At 65.9% G+C, this 20,990-nt stretch carries 22 protein-coding genes and 1 tRNA gene; 11 read left to right on the forward strand and 12 right to left on the reverse strand.

Translation table 11 applies throughout. The features are described from left to right. Nucleotides 1–46: 46 nt before the first annotated feature. Both ACSFBL_RS23315 and ACSFBL_RS23320 read right to left on the reverse strand, forming a co-directional pair. Complete coding sequence (locus ACSFBL_RS23315; protein WP_435518196.1) at nt 47–3,202, reverse strand: efflux RND transporter permease subunit; 3,156 nt, start codon at nt 3,200–3,202, stop codon at nt 47–49. Nucleotides 3,203–3,215: 13 nt separating this feature from the next. Then, entirely contained in the window at nt 3,216–4,460 is a 1,245-nt protein-coding gene (locus ACSFBL_RS23320) for an efflux RND transporter periplasmic adaptor subunit (protein WP_435518197.1), read from the reverse strand. A gap of 162 nt (nt 4,461–4,622) precedes the next feature. Here ACSFBL_RS23320 and ACSFBL_RS23325 point away from each other — a divergent pair, with 162 nt between their 5' ends. After that, nucleotides 4,623–5,261, forward strand: coding sequence for a TetR family transcriptional regulator (locus tag ACSFBL_RS23325; RefSeq protein ID WP_435518198.1), 639 nt, complete (start codon nt 4,623–4,625; stop codon nt 5,259–5,261). A gap of 43 nt (nt 5,262–5,304) precedes the next feature. Next, nucleotides 5,305–5,379, forward strand: a tRNA-Arg gene (locus tag ACSFBL_RS23330). A gap of 274 nt (nt 5,380–5,653) precedes the next feature. Here ACSFBL_RS23330 and ACSFBL_RS23335 read toward each other — a convergent pair. Then, nucleotides 5,654–6,004, reverse strand: coding sequence for a nucleotide pyrophosphohydrolase (locus ACSFBL_RS23335; protein WP_435518336.1), 351 nt, complete (start codon nt 6,002–6,004; stop codon nt 5,654–5,656). Nucleotides 6,005–6,068: 64 nt separating this feature from the next. Beyond that, nucleotides 6,069–6,299, reverse strand: coding sequence for a helix-turn-helix domain-containing protein (locus ACSFBL_RS23340; protein ID WP_435518199.1), 231 nt, complete (start codon nt 6,297–6,299; stop codon nt 6,069–6,071). 274 nt (nt 6,300–6,573) lie between these two features. Here ACSFBL_RS23340 and ACSFBL_RS23345 point away from each other — a divergent pair, with 274 nt between their 5' ends. Next, the gene (locus tag ACSFBL_RS23345) at nt 6,574–7,107 is read left to right on the forward strand and encodes a tripartite tricarboxylate transporter substrate-binding protein (protein ID WP_435518200.1); all 534 of its coding nucleotides are present in this window, start codon (nt 6,574–6,576) and stop codon (nt 7,105–7,107) included. A gap of 37 nt (nt 7,108–7,144) precedes the next feature. Here ACSFBL_RS23345 and ACSFBL_RS23350 read toward each other — a convergent pair whose 3' ends face one another. Genes ACSFBL_RS23350 through ACSFBL_RS23360 form a run of 3 tightly spaced genes read right to left on the reverse strand, consistent with a single transcriptional unit; the run spans nt 7,145 to nt 9,348 of the window. Beyond that, entirely contained in the window at nt 7,145–7,774 is a 630-nt protein-coding gene (locus tag ACSFBL_RS23350; protein WP_435518201.1) for a cysteine hydrolase family protein, read from the reverse strand. Between the two features lie 16 nt (nt 7,775–7,790). After that, nucleotides 7,791–8,480: a dienelactone hydrolase family protein gene (locus ACSFBL_RS23355; RefSeq protein WP_435518202.1), complete on the reverse strand. Its 690-nt coding sequence runs from the start codon at nt 8,478–8,480 to the stop codon at nt 7,791–7,793. 46 nt (nt 8,481–8,526) lie between these two features. Beyond that, on the reverse strand, nt 8,527–9,348 hold the full coding sequence (locus tag ACSFBL_RS23360) for an alpha/beta fold hydrolase (RefSeq protein ID WP_435518203.1): 822 nt from the start codon (nt 9,346–9,348) through the stop codon (nt 8,527–8,529). 175 nt (nt 9,349–9,523) lie between these two features. Here ACSFBL_RS23360 and ACSFBL_RS23365 point away from each other — a divergent pair, with 175 nt between their 5' ends. Genes ACSFBL_RS23365 through ACSFBL_RS23375 form a run of 3 tightly spaced genes read left to right on the forward strand, consistent with a single transcriptional unit; the run spans nt 9,524 to nt 11,534 of the window. Continuing rightward, nucleotides 9,524–10,459, forward strand: coding sequence for a pseudouridine-5'-phosphate glycosidase (locus ACSFBL_RS23365; protein ID WP_435518204.1), 936 nt, complete (start codon nt 9,524–9,526; stop codon nt 10,457–10,459). Between the two features lie 42 nt (nt 10,460–10,501). After that, entirely contained in the window at nt 10,502–10,768 is a 267-nt protein-coding gene (locus tag ACSFBL_RS23370) for a hypothetical protein (protein WP_435518205.1), read from the forward strand. Between the two features lie 37 nt (nt 10,769–10,805). Further along, a complete protein-coding gene (locus tag ACSFBL_RS23375) occupies nt 10,806–11,534 on the forward strand; it encodes a glutathione S-transferase (RefSeq protein ID WP_435518206.1) in 729 nt (242 codons plus the stop codon). A 14-nt stretch (nt 11,535–11,548) separates the two neighbouring features. On the opposite strand, the gene rsmI is transcribed toward ACSFBL_RS23375, so the two are convergent. Then, nucleotides 11,549–12,484 (reverse strand): 16S rRNA (cytidine(1402)-2'-O)-methyltransferase, encoded by a 936-nt coding sequence (gene rsmI / locus ACSFBL_RS23380; RefSeq protein ID WP_435518207.1) that lies wholly within the window; start codon nt 12,482–12,484, stop codon nt 11,549–11,551. Here rsmI and ACSFBL_RS23385 point away from each other — a divergent pair. The 3 genes from ACSFBL_RS23385 to ACSFBL_RS23395 all read left to right on the forward strand — a co-directional run bounded on the left by ACSFBL_RS23385 (nt 12,475) and on the right by ACSFBL_RS23395 (nt 14,444). Further along, nucleotides 12,475–12,879, forward strand: a complete 405-nt coding sequence (locus ACSFBL_RS23385) for a YraN family protein (RefSeq protein WP_435518208.1) — start codon at nt 12,475–12,477, stop codon at nt 12,877–12,879. The two genes, rsmI and ACSFBL_RS23385, sit on opposite strands and share 10 nt — an antisense overlap. A gap of 95 nt (nt 12,880–12,974) precedes the next feature. Then, the gene (locus ACSFBL_RS23390; protein WP_435518209.1) at nt 12,975–13,610 is read left to right on the forward strand and encodes an SIS domain-containing protein; all 636 of its coding nucleotides are present in this window, start codon (nt 12,975–12,977) and stop codon (nt 13,608–13,610) included. A 39-nt stretch (nt 13,611–13,649) separates the two neighbouring features. Next, on the forward strand, nt 13,650–14,444 hold the full coding sequence (locus ACSFBL_RS23395; protein ID WP_435518210.1) for a BON domain-containing protein: 795 nt from the start codon (nt 13,650–13,652) through the stop codon (nt 14,442–14,444). Between the two features lie 17 nt (nt 14,445–14,461). Here ACSFBL_RS23395 and ACSFBL_RS23400 read toward each other — a convergent pair whose 3' ends face one another. The 3 genes from ACSFBL_RS23400 to ACSFBL_RS23410 form a co-directional block, all read right to left on the reverse strand. Continuing rightward, nucleotides 14,462–15,382: an NAD(P)-dependent oxidoreductase gene (locus ACSFBL_RS23400; RefSeq protein ID WP_435518211.1), complete on the reverse strand. Its 921-nt coding sequence runs from the start codon at nt 15,380–15,382 to the stop codon at nt 14,462–14,464. A 136-nt stretch (nt 15,383–15,518) separates the two neighbouring features. Next, a complete protein-coding gene (locus ACSFBL_RS23405; protein ID WP_435518212.1) occupies nt 15,519–16,655 on the reverse strand; it encodes a PilT/PilU family type 4a pilus ATPase in 1,137 nt (378 codons plus the stop codon). 145 nt (nt 16,656–16,800) lie between these two features. Further along, nucleotides 16,801–17,844, reverse strand: coding sequence for a type IV pilus twitching motility protein PilT (locus ACSFBL_RS23410; RefSeq protein WP_435518213.1), 1,044 nt, complete (start codon nt 17,842–17,844; stop codon nt 16,801–16,803). A gap of 38 nt (nt 17,845–17,882) precedes the next feature. On the opposite strand from ACSFBL_RS23410, the gene ACSFBL_RS23415 reads away from it, so the two are divergent. Continuing rightward, on the forward strand, nt 17,883–18,569 hold the full coding sequence (locus tag ACSFBL_RS23415) for a YggS family pyridoxal phosphate-dependent enzyme (RefSeq protein ID WP_435518214.1): 687 nt from the start codon (nt 17,883–17,885) through the stop codon (nt 18,567–18,569). A 7-nt stretch (nt 18,570–18,576) separates the two neighbouring features. Here ACSFBL_RS23415 and ACSFBL_RS23420 read toward each other — a convergent pair whose 3' ends face one another. Next, nucleotides 18,577–19,491 carry a LysR family transcriptional regulator gene (locus ACSFBL_RS23420; protein ID WP_435518215.1) on the reverse strand — a complete coding sequence of 305 codons (915 nt, stop codon included), beginning with the start codon at nt 19,489–19,491 and terminating at the stop codon, nt 18,577–18,579. Nucleotides 19,492–19,612: 121 nt separating this feature from the next. Here ACSFBL_RS23420 and ACSFBL_RS23425 point away from each other — a divergent pair, with 121 nt between their 5' ends. Next, nucleotides 19,613–20,980: an MFS transporter gene (locus ACSFBL_RS23425; RefSeq protein WP_435518216.1), complete on the forward strand. Its 1,368-nt coding sequence runs from the start codon at nt 19,613–19,615 to the stop codon at nt 20,978–20,980. Nucleotides 20,981–20,990: the final 10 nt, after the last annotated feature.

Genomic DNA, 20,990 nt, shown 5'->3' on the forward strand with positions numbered 1-20,990 from the left:
CAAGGGGGTGGAGAGCGACACGAAGTGCGCGAGCCTGGGGGTGTGCTTACTCATGAGATTCCTCGATACCAGCCGCCTGCGCATGGCGCCGGTCAGCCTCGCGCTGGCGCTCGCTGCCCTTGAACAGGCTGCGAACGACCACGAAAAACACCGGCACGAAGATCACCGCGAGGGCGGTGCCGGTCAGCATGCCGCCGAGCACGCCCGTGCCGATCGCGCGCTGGCTCGCCGAGCCGGCACCCGTCGCCAGCACCAGCGGCAGCACGCCCAGCCCGAAGGCCAGCGACGTCATCACGATCGGCCGGAACCGCAGGTGCGCCGCGGCCAGTGCCGACTCGATCACGCCCTTGCCCTGCGCCTGCAGGTCCTTGGCGAACTCGATGATCAGAATCGCGTTCTTCGCGGAGAGGCCGATGATCGTGATCAGGCCCACCTGGAAGTACACGTCGTTCGAATACGCGCGGAACAGCGTCGCGAGCAGCACGCCGAGCACGCCCAGCGGCACCACCATGATCACTGCCAGCGGAATCGTCCAGCTCTCATAAAGCGCGGCCAGGCACAGGAACACCGCCAGGATCGCGAAGCCGTACAGGATGATGGCCTGCGAACCCGCGAGCTTTTCTTCACGCGACTGCCCGGTCCATTCGTAGCCGAAGCCGGCTGGCAACTGCGCGGCGAGCTTCTCCATCTCGGCCATCGCCGCGCCGGAGCTGTAGCCCGCTGCGGCCGAGCCCGAGATGCGGATCGCCGGATAGCCGTTGTAGCGCACCGTCTGCTGCGCGCCGGTGATCCAGCGCGTGGTCGCAAAGGCCGACAGCGGCACTGGCACGCCCTTGGTGTTGCTGGCATTGAGCTTGAGCAGATCCTCGGGCTGCATGCGCGCCGGCGCATCGGCCTGCACCACCACCCGCTGCAGACGACCCCGGTTGGGGAAGTCGTTCACATAGGTCGAGCCGAGCGCCGTCGACAGCGTCGTGTTGATCGCATCGAAAGTCACGCCCAGCGCATTCGCCTTGTCGCGATCGATCTCGATCTGCAATTGCGGCGCATCTTCGAGGCCGTCCGGCCGCACCTGCGTGAGCAGCGGGCTCTTGCTCGCCATGCCCAGCAACTGGTTGCGTGCGTTCACGAGTGCCTCGTGCCCCAGGCCCGCGCGGTCCTGCAGCCGGAAGGTGAAGCCGCTTGCATTGCCCAGTTCAGGAATGGGCGGCGGGCTCAGCGGATAGATGAAGGCATCCCGAATGCTGGAGAGCGCACCGAAAGCGCGGCCCGCCAGCGCATCGGCCGAGTGGCTGGGCTCATGGCGTTCTTTCCAGTCCTTCAGGGTCACGAAGGCAAGGCCCGCGTTCTGGCCCTGGCCCGAGAAGCTGAAGCCCAGCACGCCGACCATGCTCTCCACTTCGGGCTGCTTGAGGATGTAGCCCTCGACGTCCTTGATCACCGACAGCATGCGTTCCTGCGTCGCGCCCGGCGGCAGTTGCACGTTGATGATGATGTTGCCCTGGTCTTCCTGCGGCAGGAAGGAGGTGGGCAGCCGGGTGTACACCACCACCACGGCGCCGATGATCGCCGCGTAGATGATGAGGTAGCGCGCAGCGCGCTTCAGGATGCGGGCGACCACGCTCTCGTAGCCTTTGGCCGTGCGCGAGAAACCGCGGTTGAACCAGCCGAAGAAGCCCTTCTTCTCGTGATGGTCGGGGTCGACCGGCTTGAGCAGCGTCGCGCACAGCGCCGGCGTGAGCGACAGCGCCATGAAGGCCGAGAAGCCGATCGACGCCACCATCACCGCCGAGAACTGGCGATAGATGTTGCCCGTTGAGCCCGCGAAGAACGCGAGCGGCACGAACACCGAGATCAGCACCACCGTCACGCCGATGATGGCGCCGGAAATCTGCCGCATCGCCTTGCGCGTGGCTTCGAGCGGTGAAAGCCCTTCCTCGCTCATGATGCGCTCGACGTTCTCGACCACCACGATCGCATCGTCCACCACGATGCCGATCACCAGCACCATGCCGAACATCGTCAGCACGTTGATCGAGAAACCCAGCGCGAGCAGGGTCGCGAAAGTGCCCAGCAGCGCGATCGGCACCACGATGGTCGGGATGATCGTGTAGCGCCAGTTCTGCAGGAACAGGAACATCACCAGGAACACCAGCGCGACGGCCTCGAACAGCGTCTTGACCACTTCGGTGATCGAGATGCTCACGAAGCGCGAGCTGTCGTAGGGGATGGTCCACTTCACGCCTTCGGGGAAGAAGCGCGAGAGCTCGTCCATCTTCTTGCGGATGGCCTTGGCCGAAGCCAGCGCATTGCCGCTCGGCGCGAGCTGGACGCCGATACCGACGGCCGGCTCGCCGTTCAGGCGTGCGGAAGTCGAATACGACTGGCCGCCGAGCTCGATGCGCGCCACGTCCCGCAGCCGCACCGCCGAACCGTCGGTGTTGGCGCGCAGGATGATGTTGCCGAACTGCTCGACCGTCGTCAGCTGGCCGTTGACCACCACCGTGGCCGCAATGGCCTGCCCCGGCGAATTCGGCAGGTCGCCGATGATGCCGGAGGACACCTGCGCGTTCTGCGCCCGGATGGCCGCATTCACATCGTTCGGCGACAGGTTGTAGCCGTTCAGCTTGGCCGGGTCGATCCAGATGCGCATGGAGCGCTCGGTGCCGAACAGCTGCGCCTGGCCGATGCCGGCGACACGCTGCAGTTCAGGCACGACGTTGCGCGAGGCGTAGTCGCCCAGCGCGATCGGATCGAAGGCCGGGTTGTCGGAGGACAGGATCGTGAACAGCAGGAAGTTGTTGCGCGACTTGTCCACGCGCACACCCTGTTGCGTCACGGCCGCCGGCAGGCGCGGCGTGGCGCGCGAGAGGCGGTTCTGCACGTCCACCTGCGCGAGGTCGGGGTTGGTGCCCGTCTCGAAGCTGATCGTGATCGTGCCGGTGCCGTCCGCCTGCGCGACCGACTCCATGTAGATCAGGCCGGGCGAGCCGTTCATCTCGCGCTCGATCACCGACAGCACGCTGTCTTCCAGTGTCTGGGCCGAGGCGCCGGGATAAGCCGTGCTGATGACGATGGCCGGCGGAGCCACCGGCGGGTATTGCGAGATCGGAAGCTGCGTGATCGCCACGCTGCCCATCACGATGATGAACAGCGCGATCACCCACGCGAAGATCGGTCGGTCGATAAAGAACTTGGCCATGCGGGCGGGCTCCTTACTGCTTCGCGGCAGGAGCCGGAGCGGCTGCCGCGGCAGCAGGCGCCGCCGGTGCGGAAGGCTTCCACGGCACCGCCTTCACGGGCGTGCCGGGAGGCATCATCTGGAGCTTCTGGAAGCCGTCGACCATCACCTGCTCGCCGGCCTTAAGACCTTCGAGCACCACCCACTGGTTGTTCTGCGCGGCGCTGATCTTCACGTTGCGCTTGATCAGCTTGCCGTCGGCGTCGACCACCGTGAGCGTGTCGCCCTGCTGCGTGCGCGTGACCGCCTGCTGCGGAACCGCGATCGCGTCGGCGGCCTGTGCCTGCTCCAGTCGGACGCGCACATACAGGCCCGGCAGTAGCTCGCCCTTGGGATTCGGCACCTCGGCGCGCAGCGTGACCTGGCCCGTGGTGGCGTCGACCGTCAGGTCGGAGAACAGCAGCCGGCCGGGCAGCGCGTATTCGGTGCCGTCTTCGAGCACCACGCGGATGCTGGCGGCATTGGCGCCGCTCGCACGTTTGAACTGACCCGCTTCCATCGCGCGGCGCAGGCGGAGAACGTCGGTCGCCGACTGCGTGAAGTTCACGTACATCGGATCGATCTGCTGAATGATCGCCAGCTCCGTGGCGTCGCCCTGGCCCACCAGCGCGCCTTCGGTCACCAGCGCGCGGCCGATGCGGCCGGAGATCGGCGCGGTCACGGCGGCGTAGCTCATGTTGATCTTGGCGGTCGTGAGCGCGGCGCGGCTCACGCCCACATCCGCCTCGGCCGTCTTCTGCGCGGCCACCGCGTTGTCGTACTCCTGCTTGCTGACCGCGTTGGCCGCCACCAACGGCTTGTAGCGCTCGGCCAACGCCTTGGCCTGCACCGCATTGGCTTCGGCGCGCGTCAGGCTGGCTTCGGCGCTGCGCTGGGCGGCGGCATAGGGGGCGGGATCGATGCGGAACAGCAACTGGCCGGCCTTCACGTCCGAGCCTTCCTTGAACGTTCTTTCAAGCAGGATGCCGGCCGCACGGGCACGCACCTGGGACACGCGCGAGGCTTCGAGCCGGCCCGGCAGTTCGGTGACCAGGCCGACATTGGTCGGCGTCGCGATCACCACGCCGACTTCGGGCGGGGGCGGCCCGCCGCCGCCGGCCTTGGCCGGGGCCTCACCCTTGCCGCAAGCCGACAGTGCCAGGAGCAAGGCGGTGGCGGCGGCAGCGGTCGCGAGGCGCGGCGAAAACAATGAATGGCGCGAGACATGCAGGACGGGCATGCGATTCCTTTGAAGCGAGAACTGGGACAGTGCATGGTTCGCGCCAGCGCCTAAAGCAACACGGCGAACATGACCATCGGGGAAGGGCGGTAGTTTACATACATTCATGCATGTATAGTGACACCCTTAACGGAAACGGGTTGATTCTAAGAAGGAGACTAAGTGGTTCGTCGTACAAAGGAAGAAGCACAGGAGACGCGGCATCGCCTGCTCGATGCCGCCGAAGTGCTGTTCCAGGCCCAGGGCGTTTCGCAGACCTCGCTGCAGCAGATCGCGCAGCAGGCCGGAGCCACGCGCGGCGCGATCTACTGGCACTTCAAGGACAAGGCCGACCTCTTCAACGCCATGATGGACCGCGTCAAGCTGCCGCTGGAGGCCGCCGCGCAGAGGGTGGCTGGCGGCCCCGACGCCGACCCCGTCGAAGACGTCGAACGCATGATGGTCGAGGCCCTGAAGCAGATGACCACCGACCCCCAACTGCGCCGCGTGTTCGACGTGGCCACGCACAAGGTCGAATACACGCACGACATGGAATCGGTGCACCAGCGGCACCTGGAAGCGCGCAACGCCTGCGTGATCGATTTCGAGAAAGCCCTGCTCGCCGGCGCCCGCCGCGCCCGCACCCGGCTGCCGATTCCCGCCGCGGCGGCGGCGCAGGGGCTTCACGCGCTGATCAGCGGGCTGATCCAGGACTGGCTGCTGGACCCCGAGGCCTTCGACCTGGTGTCGACGGGGCGGCGGACCTTCCGGGTCTATCTTTCAGGGCTGGGGTTTGAGCGGGCTTTGGCGAGCGCTGGCTGATAGGCGATAATGGCGGGCTCCTGACACGGTCAGGGACACCCATCTCGCTGTATTTCAACGGATAGAATTCGGCCCTCCGAAGGCTGAGATCCAGGTTCGATTCCTGGCGGCGGGACCAAATCAAAAGGCCGGAAGCATCTGCATGCTTCCGGCCTTTTAGTTTTCTGGGACTGAACCGTAGGGAGCCCTAAGCGTCGCCGGCCTGCTGGTCGCTCTAAGGCTCGGCGTGGGGGGCGTCGGCAGTTGTAGGGTGCCGCGCCGGGATCTAGAACATGTTTCTGGTATTCGAGCCAAGAACTCGAAAGCAGGTCGTTTTCATATCAGATGCTTGTGCTCCAACTGCCGGCTTTCTTGAAATGTAGAGATGGCACTTATGTCCAAAGTCGTCGGGCTCACACTTCGTCGTACTTCCTGCTGTTGCCCCGCGCCCGATCGATCGGGTACTTCAGCTCGTTGAGTTTCAGCTTGGCCTGTGCTGCCTCGATGGGGTCGATGCCAAGCGCAGTCGCGAGCTGAATTGCGTAGAGCAAAACGTCCGCAAGTTCGGCGCCCACTGCGTCTCGCCTATCAGGCGCCAATCCGCGACTCTGCTCTTCTGTCATCCATTGAAAGTGCTCCAGGAGTTCTCCCGCTTCCACGACGAGTGCAGACGCAAGGTTCTTCGGTGAATGGAACTGTTGCCAGTCACGGTCCTTTGCAAATCGGTCAAGCTGCTTTGCAAGCTGGCGGAGGGAGTCGGTCATCGCTATCGACCCATGTTCAAGGGACTGGCGGATGGTGTTCAACGGAGCCGTGCATTGGGACTGCTTACAAGAGTTGATTGATCAGCACATCTGGCGAAACGCCAAGCGCCTTGCAAACGTCAATGAACTCGACCACATCGAGTTGCCGCTCGCCGTTCTCATACTTCGACACGAAGGACTGCGGTCGCTTCAATCGATCCGCCACCTGCGACTGCGTCAAAGCCGCCTCACTGCGCGCCTGAGCGAGCAGTTGCCGAAGCTTCGAATAGGGATTGGGTTGCAGTCCACGGGGCACGCGGGCGAACGTACATCCCGTTTTAGAATATCCCGTTTCAGGATATTGTGGCTGCGAACGCAGGGCCTCGGATGTGATGCGGGTCTAGTCAACTCGCGCATCTCTACTAGCGGACCTGGGTCTCTTCGCGGCAGTTCTACTAACGAGTCTTCAGGGAGACACCATGCACCACGTGCTCAGACACCGCGCCTTCGCCGCCGCGACTCCGACATTGCGGCAGACCACCCCCGCCGCCGAATCGGCCGCTTCGACTTACCCCGATCGGCCGATTCGCGTGGTCGTCGGCTACTTGCACCGCGGCGCCATCGAAAGCATTGCGCGGGCAGTCGCCGCCAAGCTAAGCACCGAATTCCGTCAGCCGCTCGTTCTCGACAGCAGCCCACGCGTGGGCGGCACACTGGGCCTCGCAGTGGCGGCGCGGGCAGCGCCTGACGGCTTAACGCTGCTGATGACCAGCACGACGACGATGTGGGTCGCGCGGCACCTGTACAACGAACTCCCGGACGGCCCGCGCGGCGACTTCGTGCCCGTGGCGCTGTTCAGCCCGTTGCCAGAGGGATTTGCGGCGAATTCGTCAGTCTCCGCGCACGACCTGCAGGCTCGCATCGATTGGTTGAGAAAAAGCGGCTCCAAAGTCGACGGCATCTATGCGCCACCCGGTACGCCCGGGGCAATCGTCGACAAGCTGGCCGCTGCGATCAGGCACGCGATACGGACGGTCGACGTGCAGGCGCAATTGATCGAGCAGGGCGTCGATCTCGTGCTGCTCACAGGGCCGGCCGCGCGTGCGTTTCTTGCCCAGGATTAAGAAAGTCGAGCCGCGGCAGCGCGCGCCCCGCCCCTCGTCAGGGTCGCTCGCTCTCGCCGCCACCCAGCGTCGCAACCAGCTCAGCCGTCGTCACGATCGCATGCGCATAAGTCGGCCCATTGATCTCATGTGCCACCTTCATCGCCTCCCCCGAAAACGCCGCAGTCGCATCCCGCACCAGCGTCACGTGGTACCCCAGTTCCATCGCAAACTTGCCCGTCGTCTCGATGCACGTATTCGCCAGCATCCCGATCAGCACCACCTTGCCGATCCCATGCTGCCGCAACTGAATATCCAGGTCCGTATTCGCAAACCCGCTCGACCCGCGATGCTCCTTGATCATCACGTCCTCGGCCTGCGGCTGGAAATCCGGATGCCACTCCGCCCCCCAAGTGCCTTCGGCGAACAGCTGGATCCGATGCGCACCCAACTGGTAGGGCGTCGGATGCGCCCACCCGCTGAAGTCCGAAGGCTTTGCCCGGTTGTGCGGCACGTAGAACACGCGGATGCCCGCCTTCCTGCAAGTGGCGACCGCGTGGCGCATGTTCGCGATTGTGTCGGTCTGGTCGATCACGGCCTTGGCGCGGCCTTGCAGCTTGCCGCCTTCCGACAGAAAGTCGTTGTACGGGTCGACCAGCAGCAAGCCGGTCGATGAAAGCTCGCTCATGGTCGTCTCCTTCGGCTCAGCCGCCGAGTCTGGACCGCAGAAAGTCGAAGGTTCGCCCGTTGGCCAATGCTGCCGCCGCGGCGTCGTAGTGCGTGCCGCCGTGCCGCGCGAAGGCATGCATGCAGCCCGGGTAGCGGTACACCTCGACGTTCGGCTTGCCCGCGAGCGCCGCGACGATCGCCTCCTGCGCGGGCTTGGAGATGAATTCGTCCTCCTCGCCCAGGTGCATCATCAGCGGTGAAGTGACGTTGCCTGCCTCGCCGAGGAACTCATCCGTCCGGCCGCCGTAGTACGCCACGGCCGCGTCGACCTTGCCGCGCGCCGCGCTCAGGTAGGTGAGCAGGCCACCCAGGCAATAGCCCATCACGCCGACCTTGCCCGAGGCGCCGGGCAGTCCGCGTGCGGCCGCAAGGGTGGCGGCGACGTCGCGCACGCCGGCATCGAGGTCGAAGGCCTGATAGAGCGACAGCGCCTTGGGCCAATCGGTCAGGTGCGACAGTTCGACGCCCGGTTCCAGGCGCCAGAACAGGTCGGGGCACAGCGCGATGAATCCCTGCGCGGCGAGTTCGTCGCAGCTCTGCCGCATGTCGCCGTTGATGCCGAAGATCTCCTGGCAGACCACGATGGCCGGCGCGGGCTTCGCGTCGTCCTTCGGGCGGGCCACGTAGGCGGCCCAGCTTCCGTCGGGCGAGGTGATGGTTGTCATGCTGCTGGTCATGGCTTCACCGGCGCTTGTGAATGGCGACGGGCGCTCAGCCCTTGATGAAGGCCAGCAGATCCGGGTTGATCAGCTCCGGGTGCGTGGAGCACATGCCGTGCGGCAGCCCCGGGTACACCTTGAGCTGCGCGCCCTTCACCAGCTTGGACGACAGCATCGCGGAATCGGCAATGGGCACGATCTGGTCGTCGTCGCCGTGCATGACCAAGGTGGGCACGTCGATCTTCTTTAGGTCTTCGGTGAAGTCGGTTTCCGAGAAGGCCTTGACGCAGTCGTAGTGCGCCTTGATGCCGCCCATCATCCCCTGCCGCCACCAGTTCAGGCGGATGCCTTCGGAGATCTTTGCGTCGGGGCGGTTGTAGCCGTAGAAGGGCAGGGTGATGTCGCGGTAGAACTCGGCGCGGTTGCCGGCAACGCCGGCACGGATGCCGTCGAACACGTCGATCGGCAGGCCGCCCGGGTTGGCTTCGGTCTTCAGCATGATGGGCGGCACGGCGCCGATCAGCACGGCCTTGGCGACGCGCTTGGTGCCGTGGCGGCCGATGTAGCGCGCGACTTCGCCGCCGCCGGTGGAGTGGCCGACGTGGACGGCATCCTTCAGGTCCAGCGCGGCGGTGAGGGCGGCGAGGTCGTCGGCGTAGGTGTCCATTTCATTGCCGGTATGCGTCTGCGTCGACCGGCCATGGCCGCGGCGGTCGTGCGCGATCACCCGGAAGCCCTGCGCCAGGAAGAACAGCATCTGGTTGTCCCAGTCGTCGCCCGACAGCGGCCAGCCGTGCGAGAAGACGATGGGTTGGCCTGTGCCCCAGTCCTTGTAGTAGATCTCGGTGCCGTCCTTGGTGGTGATGGTGGGCATGGTCGGGTTTCCTTTTGGGAGTGGGTGGGAAAGGGGGAAAGCGGTGCCGCAGTATGCTCGGATACCACGCCGCCGGCGTCCTCCCGAGGGTCGCCTCGGACCCCTCCCGAGTGCGAATCGGCGCCGTGGCCATGGGTATCACTGCGCATTGGCCTTTGGAGGTAGATACACACTCATGGCTTCAGACCCCCCACGTACCTGGCTGACTTTCAGCGCGCCCGTGGCCGCGGCGCAGGCGGCCGGCCGGCCGATCGTCGCGCTGGAATCGACCATCATCGCCCACGGCATGCCGTACCCGGAAAACGTGCGCACGGCGCGCGAGGTGGAAGCGTTGATCCGCGACCTGGGCGCCGAGCCGGCGACGATCGCCGTGATCCGCGGGCGCATCCGCATCGGTCTGTCCGACGACGAGCTCGAACTGCTCGGCCGTTCGAAGGAGGCGATGAAGGTCAGCCGGCGCGACCTGCCGGCGGTGCTCGCCAGCGGCGGACTCGGCGCGACAACGGTCGCCGGCACGATGATCTGCGCGGCGCTGGCCGGCATCGAAGTCTTCGTCACCGGCGGCATCGGCGGCGTGCACCGCGGCGCATCGGAAAGCTTCGACATTTCCGCCGACCTGCAGGAACTGGCGCGGACCTCGGTGGCCGTGGTGTGCGCGGGTGCGAAGTCCATCCTCGACATCGGGCTCACGCTCGAATACCTCGAAACGCATGGCGTGCCGGTGCTCAGTTGCGAGCAGGACAACTTCGCGGCCTTCTACACGCGCGACAGCGGTTTCCGGGCGGACTACCGACTCGACGATGCGGAAGCGCAGGCGAAGTTCATCCGTGCCAAGTGGGACCTCGGCCTGTCGGGCGGCATCGTGCTGAGCACGCCCGTCCCTGAAGCCGCTGCGATGCCGCGCGAGGAGATCGATGCGCTGACCGTGCAGGCGCTCGACGAGGCGAAGGCGCAGGGCATCACGGGCAAGGCGGTGACGCCTTTCCTGCTGGCGCGGATCAAGGCGCTGACGGGCGGGCGCAGCCTCGCTACCAACATTGCACTCGTGAAGCACAACGCCGACGTCGGCGCGAGGCTGGCGCTGGCGTTGTCAGGGTCGTCGCGTCGTTAACATGCCCGCTGACCTGATGAAACGACAGTGAGCGGAGGCCCCATGACAACCGAAGACAACCGAAGAGCCGAACTTAAGAAGATGACGCTCTGCGCCTCCTGCGCCGGCATCCAGCGCAACTGGCGCCGCGCACCGGGCCACGCCGAACTGGTGCAACTGTCCAGCCGCAAGGCCGAGCGCAGCGATCCCGATGGCGGCAGCCACACGGTCACCCTCACCAGCTACCGCTGCGACGCCTGCGGCACGCGCTGGGAATACGAGAACGACAAGACGAACCAGCAAGCCGGCTGGTCGGTGGTCGGGCAGTAGACAGCGGCTGGTGACAGCCTTCTCGCGCGGAGGACCCGTGACCTATCAATTGCACTACTGGCCCACGATCCAGGGCCGCGGCGAATTCGTCCGATTGGCGCTCGAGGCCGCGGGCGCGGCCTATGTCGACGTGGCGCGCGAGCCGCCCTCCAAAGGCGGCGGTGAAGCCGCGTTGGGGCGACGGCTCGGCGACCCGGACACCCCGCGGCCCGCGTTCGCGCCGCCCTTTCTGGTCGATGGCGACATCGTCGTCGGGCAGACGGCAGTGATCCTGCTGTATCTGGGGCCGCGCCTGGGGCTGGCGGGCGTGGGCGAGGCCGACGGGTTGTGGACGCACCAGTTGCAACTCACCATCGCCGACGCAGTGGCCGAGGCGCACGACACGCACCATCCGCTATCGAACGGCCTCTACTACGAGGATCAGCGCGAGGCGGCGCTGGCGCGGGCGAAGTCGTTTCGCGAAGAGCGCATCCCCAAGTTCCTCGATTGGTTCGAGACCATCCTCCAGCGCAATCCCGCGGGCGATGTGCATCTGGTCGGCGATGTCCTGACCTATGCCGATCTCTCGCTGTTCCAGCTCGTGTCGGGCTTGCGCTATGCGTTCCCCAAGGCGACGGCGCGAGCACTTGCACAGACGCCAGCCGTCGCCAAGCTCGCGACGAACGTCAGCCGCCGACAACGCGTGCATGACTATCTGCAAAGCCCTCGCCGCATCGCCTTCAACGAGGACGGCATCTTCCGGGCGTATGCCGAACTCGACGGCTGAGGCGTAGCGAGAGGCTAGTCGTTCGGCTCTTCGCGCATGCGCAGCGCCGCGTCGTAGAGCGCGTTGCGCGGCGCACCGCTGATTTCGGCCGCGATGCGCACGGCGCTCTTGAGTGGCAGTTCCTCCAGGAGCAGGCGCAGAACGCGCTCGCCTTCGACTCCGTCGTCGGAGGCCGCGGGCTTCGGATGCAACACCAGCGCGAACTCCCCGCGCGTGCGGTCGCGACTCGCGGCGAACCAGTCGGGCAGGGCGGCTGCCGTCACGGTCGCTATCTCTTCGAACTGCTTCGTGAGCTCGCGGCCCACGGTGATCCGGCGATCCCCCAGCGTCGCCAGTGCGCGCGCCAATGCCTCGATGCGATGCGGCGCTTCGAGCAGCACCACGCTGCGTGCTTCGTCGGCAAGTTCAAGCACGGCGGCATCGCGTTCCCCCGCCTTGCTCGGGAGGAAGCCCGCGAAGACGAAGGCGCTGCCGGCGTCGCCCCCCGAGACCAGTCCCGCCGCGCCGACCAGCGTGGTCACGCTGCTCGCACCGGGCAAGGGCAGCACGCGGTAGCCGGCCTCGCGCACCGCGGCGACCAGGCGGGCGCCGGGGTCGCTCACGCCGGGCGTGCCGGCGTCGCTCACGTAGGCGACGCGTTCGCCGTTCGCGAGCCTGGCGACGACCGACTGCGCGGCCTCCGCCTCGTTGTGCTGGTGCAGCGCCAGCAACTGGGCCGATGTCCGCTCGATGCCGTAGGCCCGCAGCAGGCTTTGCGTGTGGCGGGTGTCCTCGCAGGCCACCGCATCGACGATCTCCAGGACGTGCAGCGCGCGCAGCGTGATGTCCGCCAGGTTGCCGATCGGCGTCGCGACCACGTAGAGCGTCGCCTGCGGATAATGCTGCGCGCCCGCGGCATCGCGTGCGGCCTGCAGGGCAGCGCCAAACGAAGCGGGAGCGAGTGCGTTCAAAGGTTTCTCCAGAACAAGACGACAGGGAGGTCGCGACAGTGACGACGAAGAAGCGAGGCGACGCGGCAGAAGATGACGCGCTCGACCACTTGCAGGCGGCGGGCCTGGGCCTGGTCGCGCGCAATTATCGAACCCCCGGCCGCGGCGGCGGCGAGATCGACCTCATCATGCGCGATCCGCGCGATGGCACGCTGGTTTTCGTCGAAGTACGCCGGCGCGCCAGTGGCACGCATGGCGGCGCGGGCGGCAGCATCACGGGGGTGAAGCAACGCCGCATCATTTTTGCGGCGCGGCACTACATCAGCCGGCTGCGCGTGATGCCACCCTGTCGCTTCGATGTCGTGCTGATCGAGGAGCGGATCGAGTGGATCCGGGGCGCCTTCGATGCGGGTTGAATCCTTTCGGGAACCTGCGCGCCGATCGCGGCTCCACAACGCAACACGTTTTGTTTCACGAGGCGCGCACCATCGCGCAGTTATCATCCCGCCCCATGCTTGAGCAACGCATCCAGCAGCATTTCATCGACAGCGCCGACCTGAAGTACCAGGCAGGCCCTCTCCTCGGCAAACCGATTTCGCAGGCCATGCAGGCGCTGCTTGCGTGCGTCACCAGCGGGGGCAAGATCCTCGCGTGCGGCGCGGGCGTCTCGGGCTTCCTCGCGGCGCAGTTCGCTTCGCAGTTCGTCGGCCGTTTCGAGCGTGATCGCCCCGAACTGGCGGCGATCGCCTTGCCAGGCGATGCCACCGACCCTGCAGCCGACACCCCTGACGCGCTCGATGCCGACCGGTTCGCACGGCAGGTCCGCGCCCTCGGCCAAGCCGGCGACGTGCTGCTTGCGCTGAGCGCGAGCGGCCAGTCGGCTGCGGTGCTCGCCGCGGTCGAAGCAGCCCATGCACGCGACATGACGGTCGTCGCCCTGCTCGGCAATGCCGCCAGCACGGGCAGCGGCACCGGCGGGGCCGTGGGTCGTGCCCTGCGCGAAACCGACGTCCAGGTCTGCGTGCCGCACGAGCGCGCGGCGCGCATCCACGAAGTCCACCTTCTCGCGCTGCATTGCCTGTGTGATGGCGTCGATGCGCAGCTGCTCGGCGACCAGGACAGCGATTCGTCGCTCCTGTCCGCCTGACGCCCACCCCATACGAACAATCAAAGGAAGGTCCTACCTATGACGACGAGATCCACTCAACGCATCGCGATGGCATTGGCTGCAGGCGCTCTCATGGTCGCCGGCCTTTCCGCCTGCGTTCCGCTGGCCGTCGGGGGGGCTGCGGCCGTCGGCGTGGGCATGGTGGCGACCGACCGCCGCAGCTCCGGCGCGCAGGTGGACGACCAGGGCATCGAATTGCGTGGCGGGGCGCGCATCCGCGAGATCGCCAACGACAACATGTACGTCAGCATCACGAGCTTCAACCGCCAGGTGCTCCTGACGGGCTCGGTGGGCACCGAGGCCGATCGCCGCAAGGTCGAGGACACCATCCGCCGCGTCGACAACGTGAAGACGGTCTACAACGAACTGGTGGTCGGGCCGCCGAGCAGCTTCCAGGAACGCTCGAACGACACCTTCATCACCGGCAAGGTGAAGGCTTCGCTGCTTGACGCCAAGGACATCTTCGCGAACTCGTTCAAGATCGTGACCGACCGCGGCGTGGTCTACATCATGGGCATCGCCACCCGCCGCGAGACCGATCGCGCGACCGACATCGCGCGTGGCGTGTCGGGCGTGCAGAAGGTGGTGCGCATCGTCGAGGTCGTCAGCGAGCAGGATCTGGCGAACATCCAGAGCCAGCAGCAGCAGCAGCAGCAACAGCAACAGCAGCAGCCGGCGGCCTCGGGCGCGACGCAGGGCGGGACGAGCCCGGCGCCGGCTTCCCGCTCGAACGTCCCGCTTCCGCCGATGGAACCGCTGCCGCCGCTGCCGTCGTCACCCGGCGGCGGCGCGACCACGGCGCCGGTTCGCTGAGGGCGGGCGCCGGGGGGCTACTTGAGCCGGGTGATCAGGCTCGACGTGTCCCAGCGATTGCCGCCGGACTGCTGGACGTCGGCATAGAACTGGTCGACCAGCGCCGTCACCGGAAGCCGGGCGCCGTTGCGCTTGGCCTCGTCAAGCACGAGGCCGAGGTCCTTGCGCATCCAGTCCACCGCAAAGCCGAATTCGAACTTGCCATCGATCATCGTCTTGCCGCGGTTGTCCATCTGCCAGCTCTGCGCCGCGCCCTTGCCGATGACGCCCAGCACTTCGTTCATGTCAAGGCCGGCACGCTGGCCGAAGGCGATGGCCTCGGACAGCCCCTGAACGAGGCCGGCAATCGCGATCTGGTTGACCATCTTCGCCAGCTGCCCCGCGCCGCTCTCGCCCAGCAGGGTGCAGGCGCGCGCGAAGGCGGCGATCACCGGCTTGACGCGGTCGAAGGCGGCCGAGTCGCCGCCGCACATCACCGTCAGTGCGCCGTTCTGGGCGCCGGCCTGGCCGCCCGAGACAGGTGCATCGATGAACTGCAGCCCAAGATCGAGCGCCGCCTTGGCGAGTTCACGCGCCACGTCGGCCGAGGCGGTCGTGTGGTCCACAAACACCGAGCCCTTGGCCATTCCCGCGAAGGCGCCGTTTTCGCCGAGCACGACGGAGCGAAGGTCGTCGTCGTTGCCGACGCAGCAAAAGACGATGTCCGCATTGGAGGCCGCACCCCTCGGCGTCGCCGAGTGGGTCAGGGCGCCCTGGGCCTGCGCCTTGAATTCTTCCTGCCAGGCCTTGGATTTCGCGTCGGTCCGGTTGTAGACCGTCACGGTGTGGCCGGCCAACGCAAGGTGGCCGGCCATGGGGTAGCCCATCACGCCCAGGCCGAGAAAGGCGACCTTTTGCGATGGGATGGAGTCGTAGGTTTTGGGATTGAGGCTGCTCATGCCCCTAGCTTAATCCGAGCTCGCCCCCAGGCTCGCGCACTTCGTGTCGCTCTCCACCCCCTGCCGGGGGCAACACCTGCGGCCCGGCAAAGCCGGTTCCGCGGTGTTTCACGAACGGGCCTGGCTGCGCCGGCCTTCAGACGATCGCGAAGTGCTCGGTGCCCGCTGAGAGGTCCGTCGTACGCGCACGCTGGCTGTTGAGCTTGATCTGCAGCCGCAGGTCGTTCGCCGAGTCCGCATTGCGAATCGCATCCTCGAAGCTGATCGCATTGCCTTCGAACAGGTCGAACAGCGCCTGGTCGAAGGTCTGCATGCCGAGGTTGCGGCTCTTCTTCATGATCTCCTTGATCTCGCCGACTTCGCCCTTGAAGATCAGGTCGGAGATCAGGGGGGTGTTGAGCAGGATCTCGACGGCCGCGATGCGCCCATGGCCGTCTTCGGTCGGAATCAGGCGCTGGGAGACCAGCGATCGCAGGTTCAGCGACAGGTCCATCAGCAGCTGCGCCCGGCGTTCCTCGGGGAAGAAGTTGATGATCCGGTCCAGCGCCTGGTTGGCGCTGTTGGCGTGCAGCGTCGCCATGCACAGGTGCCCGGTCTCTGCGAAGGCCACCGCGTGTTCCATGGTCTCGCGGTCGCGGATTTCGCCCATCAGGATCACGTCGGGCGCCTGGCGCAGGGTGTTCTTCAGCGCGGCTTCCCAGCTGTCGGTGTCGATGCCGACCTCGCGTTGCGTCACGACGCAGTTCTTGTGCGGGTGGACGAACTCGACCGGGTCCTCGACCGTCACGATGTGCCCGAAGGAGTTTTCATTGCGCCAATCGATCAGCGCGGCGAGCGTGGTCGACTTGCCCGAGCCGGTCGCGCCGACCAGGATGGTCAGGCCGCGCTTGGTCATCGCCACGTCCTTGAGCACCTGCGGCATGCCGAGCCCGTCGATGGTCGGCAGCTTGGCGGGAATGGTCCGCAGCACCATGCCGACTTTGCCCTGTTGCACGAAGGCATTGACGCGGAAGCGGCCGATACCCGTCGGCGAGATCGCGAAGTTGCACTCTTTCGTGCGCTCGAACTCGGCCGTCTGCCGGTCGTTCATGATCGACCGCGTCAGCGCCAGCGTGTGCTGCGAGCCAAGCGCCTGCTGCGACACCTTGGTCACCTTGCCGTCGACCTTGATCGCAGGCGGAAAATCAGCCGTGATGAACAGGTCGCTGCCGTTGCGGCTCACCATGAGCTTCAACAGGTCGTTGATGAACTGGCTGGCTTGATCGCGTTCCATCTGAGCTCCTAGTGCAGTCGTAAGGGCCCGGGCCCTTCAATTCCAGAAATACCGCGGCCCGGCTCGGCCGGTCCGCCGGTATTGCCCCCTGCAAGGGGGGTAGGCGAAGCGACACGAAGTGCGCGCAGCCTGGGGGTGTGCCATATCATCCGGGGAAATTTTCGGGGATCTTGGCCTTGCCGCGGGCTTCGGCTGCGGAAATGACACTCCGGCGCACAAGGTCCGTCAGGTTCTGGTCCAGCGTCTGCATGCCCTGGCCGCTGCCGGTCTGGATCGACGAATACATCTGCGCGACCTTGCCTTCGCGAATCAGGTTCCGGATGGCGGGCGTGCCCAGCATGATCTCGTGCGCCGCCACGCGGCCCTGGCCATCCTTGGTCTTGCACAGTGTCTGCGAAATCACGGCCTGCAGGGACTCCGACAGCATCGCGCGGATCATTTCTTTTTCTTCGCCCGGGAACACGTCGATGATCCGGTCGATCGTCTTGGCGGCCGACGAGGTGTGCAGCGTGCCGAACACCAGGTGGCCCGTTTCCGCCGCGGTCATTGCGAGGCGGATGGTTTCCAGGTCGCGCATTTCGCCGACCAGGATTGCGTCCGGGTCTTCGCGCAGAGCGGAGCGCAGCGCGTTTGCGAAGGAGAGCGTCATCGGGCCGACCTCGCGCTGGTTGATCAGGCACTTCTTGGATTCGTGCACGAACTCGATCGGATCCTCGACGGTGAGGATGTGGCCGTACTCGGTTTCGTTCAGGAAGTTGATCATCGCGGCCAGCGTGGTCGACTTGCCGGAGCCGGTCGGGCCGGTCACGAGCACCAGGCCACGGGGCTTGAGCGCGAGGTCGCCGAAAATCTTCGGCGCGTTGAGCTGCTCCAGCGTGAGGATCTTCGAGGGAATGGTCCGGAACACAGCCGCCGCGCCGCGCGACTGGTTGAACGCATTCACCCGGAAGCGCGCGAGGCCGTCGATCTCGAAGGAGAAGTCGACCTCGAGGAACTCTTCGTAGTGCTTGCGGTGCGTGTCGCTCATGATGTCGTACACCATGGCGTGGACGGCCTTGTGGTCGAGCGCGTCGACGTTGATGCGCCGCACGTCGCCGTGCACGCGGATCATGGGCGGCAGGCCGGACGACAGGTGCAGGTCGGACGCCTTGTTCTTGACGCTGAAGGCCAGCAATTGGGTAATGTCCACGAAGCTCCTCGGTGACGTTTTGATACGCTTTTGGGATTATGACGATGATTGGCGACAACCTCCAGCAAGTTCAGAACCGGATCGTGACGGCGTGCACGGCTGCCGGTCGCGATCCGGCGAGCGTGCACTTGCTAGCGGTGTCGAAGACCTTCCCGGCGGAGGCGGTCCGGGAGGCGCATGCAGCCGGGCAGCGGGCCTTCGGCGAGAACTACGTGCAGGAAGGCGTCGCGAAGATCGAAGTGCTGGCAGATCTGCGCGGCCAGCTCGAATGGCACTGCATCGGGCCCTTGCAGAGCAACAAGACACGGGTCGTGGCGGAGCATTTCGACTGGGTGCACAGCATCGACCGGCTCAAGATCGCCGAACGGCTTTCCGAGCAGCGGCCGTTGCATCTTCCGACCTTGCAGGTGTGTCTGCAGGTCAATGTGGACGGCGGGGCTAACAAATCCGGCGTCACCGCGGAAGAAGCGATTTCCCTTGCGCGTGCCGTTGCGGCTTTGCCACGTTTGCGGCTGCGCGGGTTGATGGCGATCCCGGAACCGGCGCCCGATTTCGCCGCGCAACGTGGGCTTTTCCTGACCGCGGCCCGTGTTTTCGACCAGATCCGCGAGGCGGGCATTGCGCTCGACACCCTGTCGCTCGGCATGTCCGCCGACCTCGAAGCGGCGATCTCGGCCGGCAGCACGATGGTGCGGGTCGGGACGGCGATCTTCGGCCGGCGATAGGCGCCGCTCAGGCGAACAACCCGAGCAGCACGCCCTTCGCCCATTGATGGAGCGCGGAAGTCTCGTGCCGCTGGTGCCAGAACAGTTCCACCATGCGCGAGGGGGCTTCGAGCGGCACCGGCACATGCCGCAGACCGGCCATGCGCGGCGGGTCGAGGCCCCTCGACAGCGGTAGCACCGCGATCAGGTCCGAACGGCGGACCACGTCGTAGGCCGTCGCGTAGTGATTCACGGTGGTCACCAGATTGCGCTGGAGACCCCGGCTGCGCAGGAACACGTCGTAGGTCGGCAGCGTCTTGCCCGCGAGGCTGACGTCGATGTGGCGCGCCGCGAGGAATTTCTTCAGCGGAATCCGCTCGAGTCGGCTGAACGGATGACCGGTCCGCATGACGCAGGCGAAATCAGGCGACCACAGTGCCCGCGACTTGAGGAAGGCGGGCCGCTGCACTTCCTCGGCATAGACGCTGATCGCGAAATCCGCCTGGTTGTTCGCGAGCACGGGGCCGAAGTCCACCAGCGTGTTGGGAATGGTGTGGATCTGCATCGACGGCGCGATCTGGCTCAACCGGCTGCTCAACCGGGGCATCACGACGCTGGCCACGTAGTCGGACATCGCGATGCTCAGGGTTGAGGTGCTGCGCAGTGCATCGAAGCTGTCGATCTCCAGCGTGCCCCGGATCGTCTGCAGGGATTGGGCGAGCGGCTCCCAGAGATCGAGCGCCCGTCGCGTCGGCTTGATGCCGGCGCCGCTTCGCACGAAGAGCGGATCGTCGAAGGTGTCTCGCAGGCGGCGCAGCGCATTGCTGATGGTGGGCTGCGTGAGCGACAGCTTGTGCGCTGCGCGAGTGACGCTGCCTTCGGTCATCAGGGCTTCCAGCACTTTCAGCAGATTGAGGTCGGCGCTGCGGTAGCTCGTGGCCATGGCAATTCATTCAGCACATCAATACACACCATAGTAACTATAAATTTGTGGCCATATTGCACTGAACCTACGATTCGACGCGGCATCCACGCCGTCACATTCAAAGAGACAAGGGCTTCACATGACCGTGCTATCGGCTCGCATCGAACGGTTGCCGTTCTCCGGCTTTCATCGCCGGTTGCTTCTCGTGGGTGGATTGGGCTACAGCTTCGATGCGATGGACGCCGCCGTGATCGCCTTCGTGCTGCCGGTGCTGCGCACGGCCTGGGCGTTGAGCAGCGTGCAGATCGGTGTGCTGGCCAGTGCGAACTTCATCGGATTCTTCTTCGGCGCGCTGGTGGCGGGCTCGCTCGGCGACCTGATCGGTCGACGCAAGGTGATGATGTCGGCGCTGGCGGTCTACTGCGTCGCATCATTCTTCAGCGCGATGGTCAATGACTGGAGCACCTTCCTGGTCCTGCGCGTCATCGCCGGCTTCGGTACCGGGGCCGAGAGCGTGATCATTGCACCGTACCTGTCGGAGTTCGTGGCGCGTCGCTACCGGGGCGCCTTCACCGGCGCGCTGGCCGGCTTCTTCTCCTTCGGCTTCGTGGCCGCGGCCTTGCTGGGCTACCTGATCGTGCCGGCGCATGCCGAAGGTTGGCGCATCGTCATCCTGCTCACCGCGACGCCGGTGCTGATGCTGCTGTGGTGGCGGCGCGTGCTGCCCGAATCGCCCCGCTGGCTCGAAAGCCAGGGGCGCCTGGCCGAGGCCAACAAGATCATGGACGCAGTGGAGGCCGATGTCGTGCAACGCGGCCATGCGCTTCCGGCGCTCGACCCGCAGGACGTCGCGGCACCCCCGCCCAGCGACAGCCGGGGCGGCTTGTGGAAGAACTACGCGACGCTGCTGTCGCGCAAGCTCTTCCGTATCACCAGCATGACCTGGCTGATGTGGCTTTCGATCACCTTCAGCTACTACTCTTTCTTCACCTGGATCCCGAGCCTGCTGGTCCAGAGCGGCATGACCATCACCAAGAGCTTCGGCTATTCGCTGGTCATGTACGCGGCACAGGTGCCCGGCTATTTTTCGGCTGCGTGGCTGAATGACCGCATCGGCCGCCAGGCCACCATCGTCAGCTACATGCTGCTGGGCGGGCTGGCCGCCCTCGGGCTCGCATTCACGCACAGCGACGGGCAGATCATGGTGGCGGGCGTGCTGTTGTCTTTCTTCATGAACGGTACTTATGCGGGCGTCTATGCCTATACGCCGGAAGTGTTTCCCACGCAGGTTCGTGCAACGGGCGCCGGGCTGGCATCCGCCATCGGACGCATCGGCGGCATCACGGCGCCCATCCTGGTCGGCTTCGTCTATCCGACGCTCGGCTTCGGCGGCGTCTTCGGCATGACGACCGCGATGCTGCTGCTGGGCTCGGCGGCCGTGATGGTGATGGGCGTACCGACACGCGGCCGGTCGCTGGAAGACATCGCCGCCGCCGAACTCTCCTGAGGAAATGCCG

It is taken from the genome of Variovorax glacialis, from assembly GCF_051216375.1.
Lineage (GTDB): Bacteria > Pseudomonadota > Gammaproteobacteria > Burkholderiales > Burkholderiaceae_C > Variovorax.

Excerpts from the sequence above, each read along its gene's own strand:
- ACSFBL_RS23315 (WP_435518196.1), bottom strand. The coding sequence starts at position 3,202 with ATGGCCAAGTTCTTTATCGACCGACCGATCTTCGCGTGGGTGATCGCG.
- ACSFBL_RS23320 (WP_435518197.1), bottom strand. The coding sequence starts at position 4,460 with ATGCCCGTCCTGCATGTCTCGCGCCATTCATTGTTTTCGCCGCGCCTC.
- ACSFBL_RS23335 (WP_435518336.1), bottom strand. The coding sequence starts at position 6,004 with ATGACCGACTCCCTCCGCCAGCTTGCAAAGCAGCTTGACCGATTTGCA.
- ACSFBL_RS23350 (WP_435518201.1), bottom strand. The coding sequence starts at position 7,774 with ATGAGCGAGCTTTCATCGACCGGCTTGCTGCTGGTCGACCCGTACAAC.
- ACSFBL_RS23355 (WP_435518202.1), bottom strand. The coding sequence starts at position 8,480 with ATGACAACCATCACCTCGCCCGACGGAAGCTGGGCCGCCTACGTGGCC.
- ACSFBL_RS23360 (WP_435518203.1), bottom strand. The coding sequence starts at position 9,348 with ATGCCCACCATCACCACCAAGGACGGCACCGAGATCTACTACAAGGAC.
- ACSFBL_RS23365 (WP_435518204.1), top strand. The coding sequence starts at position 9,524 with ATGGCTTCAGACCCCCCACGTACCTGGCTGACTTTCAGCGCGCCCGTG.
- ACSFBL_RS23370 (WP_435518205.1), top strand. The coding sequence starts at position 10,502 with ATGACAACCGAAGACAACCGAAGAGCCGAACTTAAGAAGATGACGCTC.
- ACSFBL_RS23390 (WP_435518209.1), top strand. The coding sequence starts at position 12,975 with ATGCTTGAGCAACGCATCCAGCAGCATTTCATCGACAGCGCCGACCTG.
- ACSFBL_RS23395 (WP_435518210.1), top strand. The coding sequence starts at position 13,650 with ATGACGACGAGATCCACTCAACGCATCGCGATGGCATTGGCTGCAGGC.
- ACSFBL_RS23400 (WP_435518211.1), bottom strand. The coding sequence starts at position 15,382 with ATGAGCAGCCTCAATCCCAAAACCTACGACTCCATCCCATCGCAAAAG.
- ACSFBL_RS23405 (WP_435518212.1), bottom strand. The coding sequence starts at position 16,655 with ATGGAACGCGATCAAGCCAGCCAGTTCATCAACGACCTGTTGAAGCTC.
- ACSFBL_RS23415 (WP_435518214.1), top strand. The coding sequence starts at position 17,883 with ATGACGATGATTGGCGACAACCTCCAGCAAGTTCAGAACCGGATCGTG.
- ACSFBL_RS23420 (WP_435518215.1), bottom strand. The coding sequence starts at position 19,491 with ATGGCCACGAGCTACCGCAGCGCCGACCTCAATCTGCTGAAAGTGCTG.
- ACSFBL_RS23425 (WP_435518216.1), top strand. The coding sequence starts at position 19,613 with ATGACCGTGCTATCGGCTCGCATCGAACGGTTGCCGTTCTCCGGCTTT.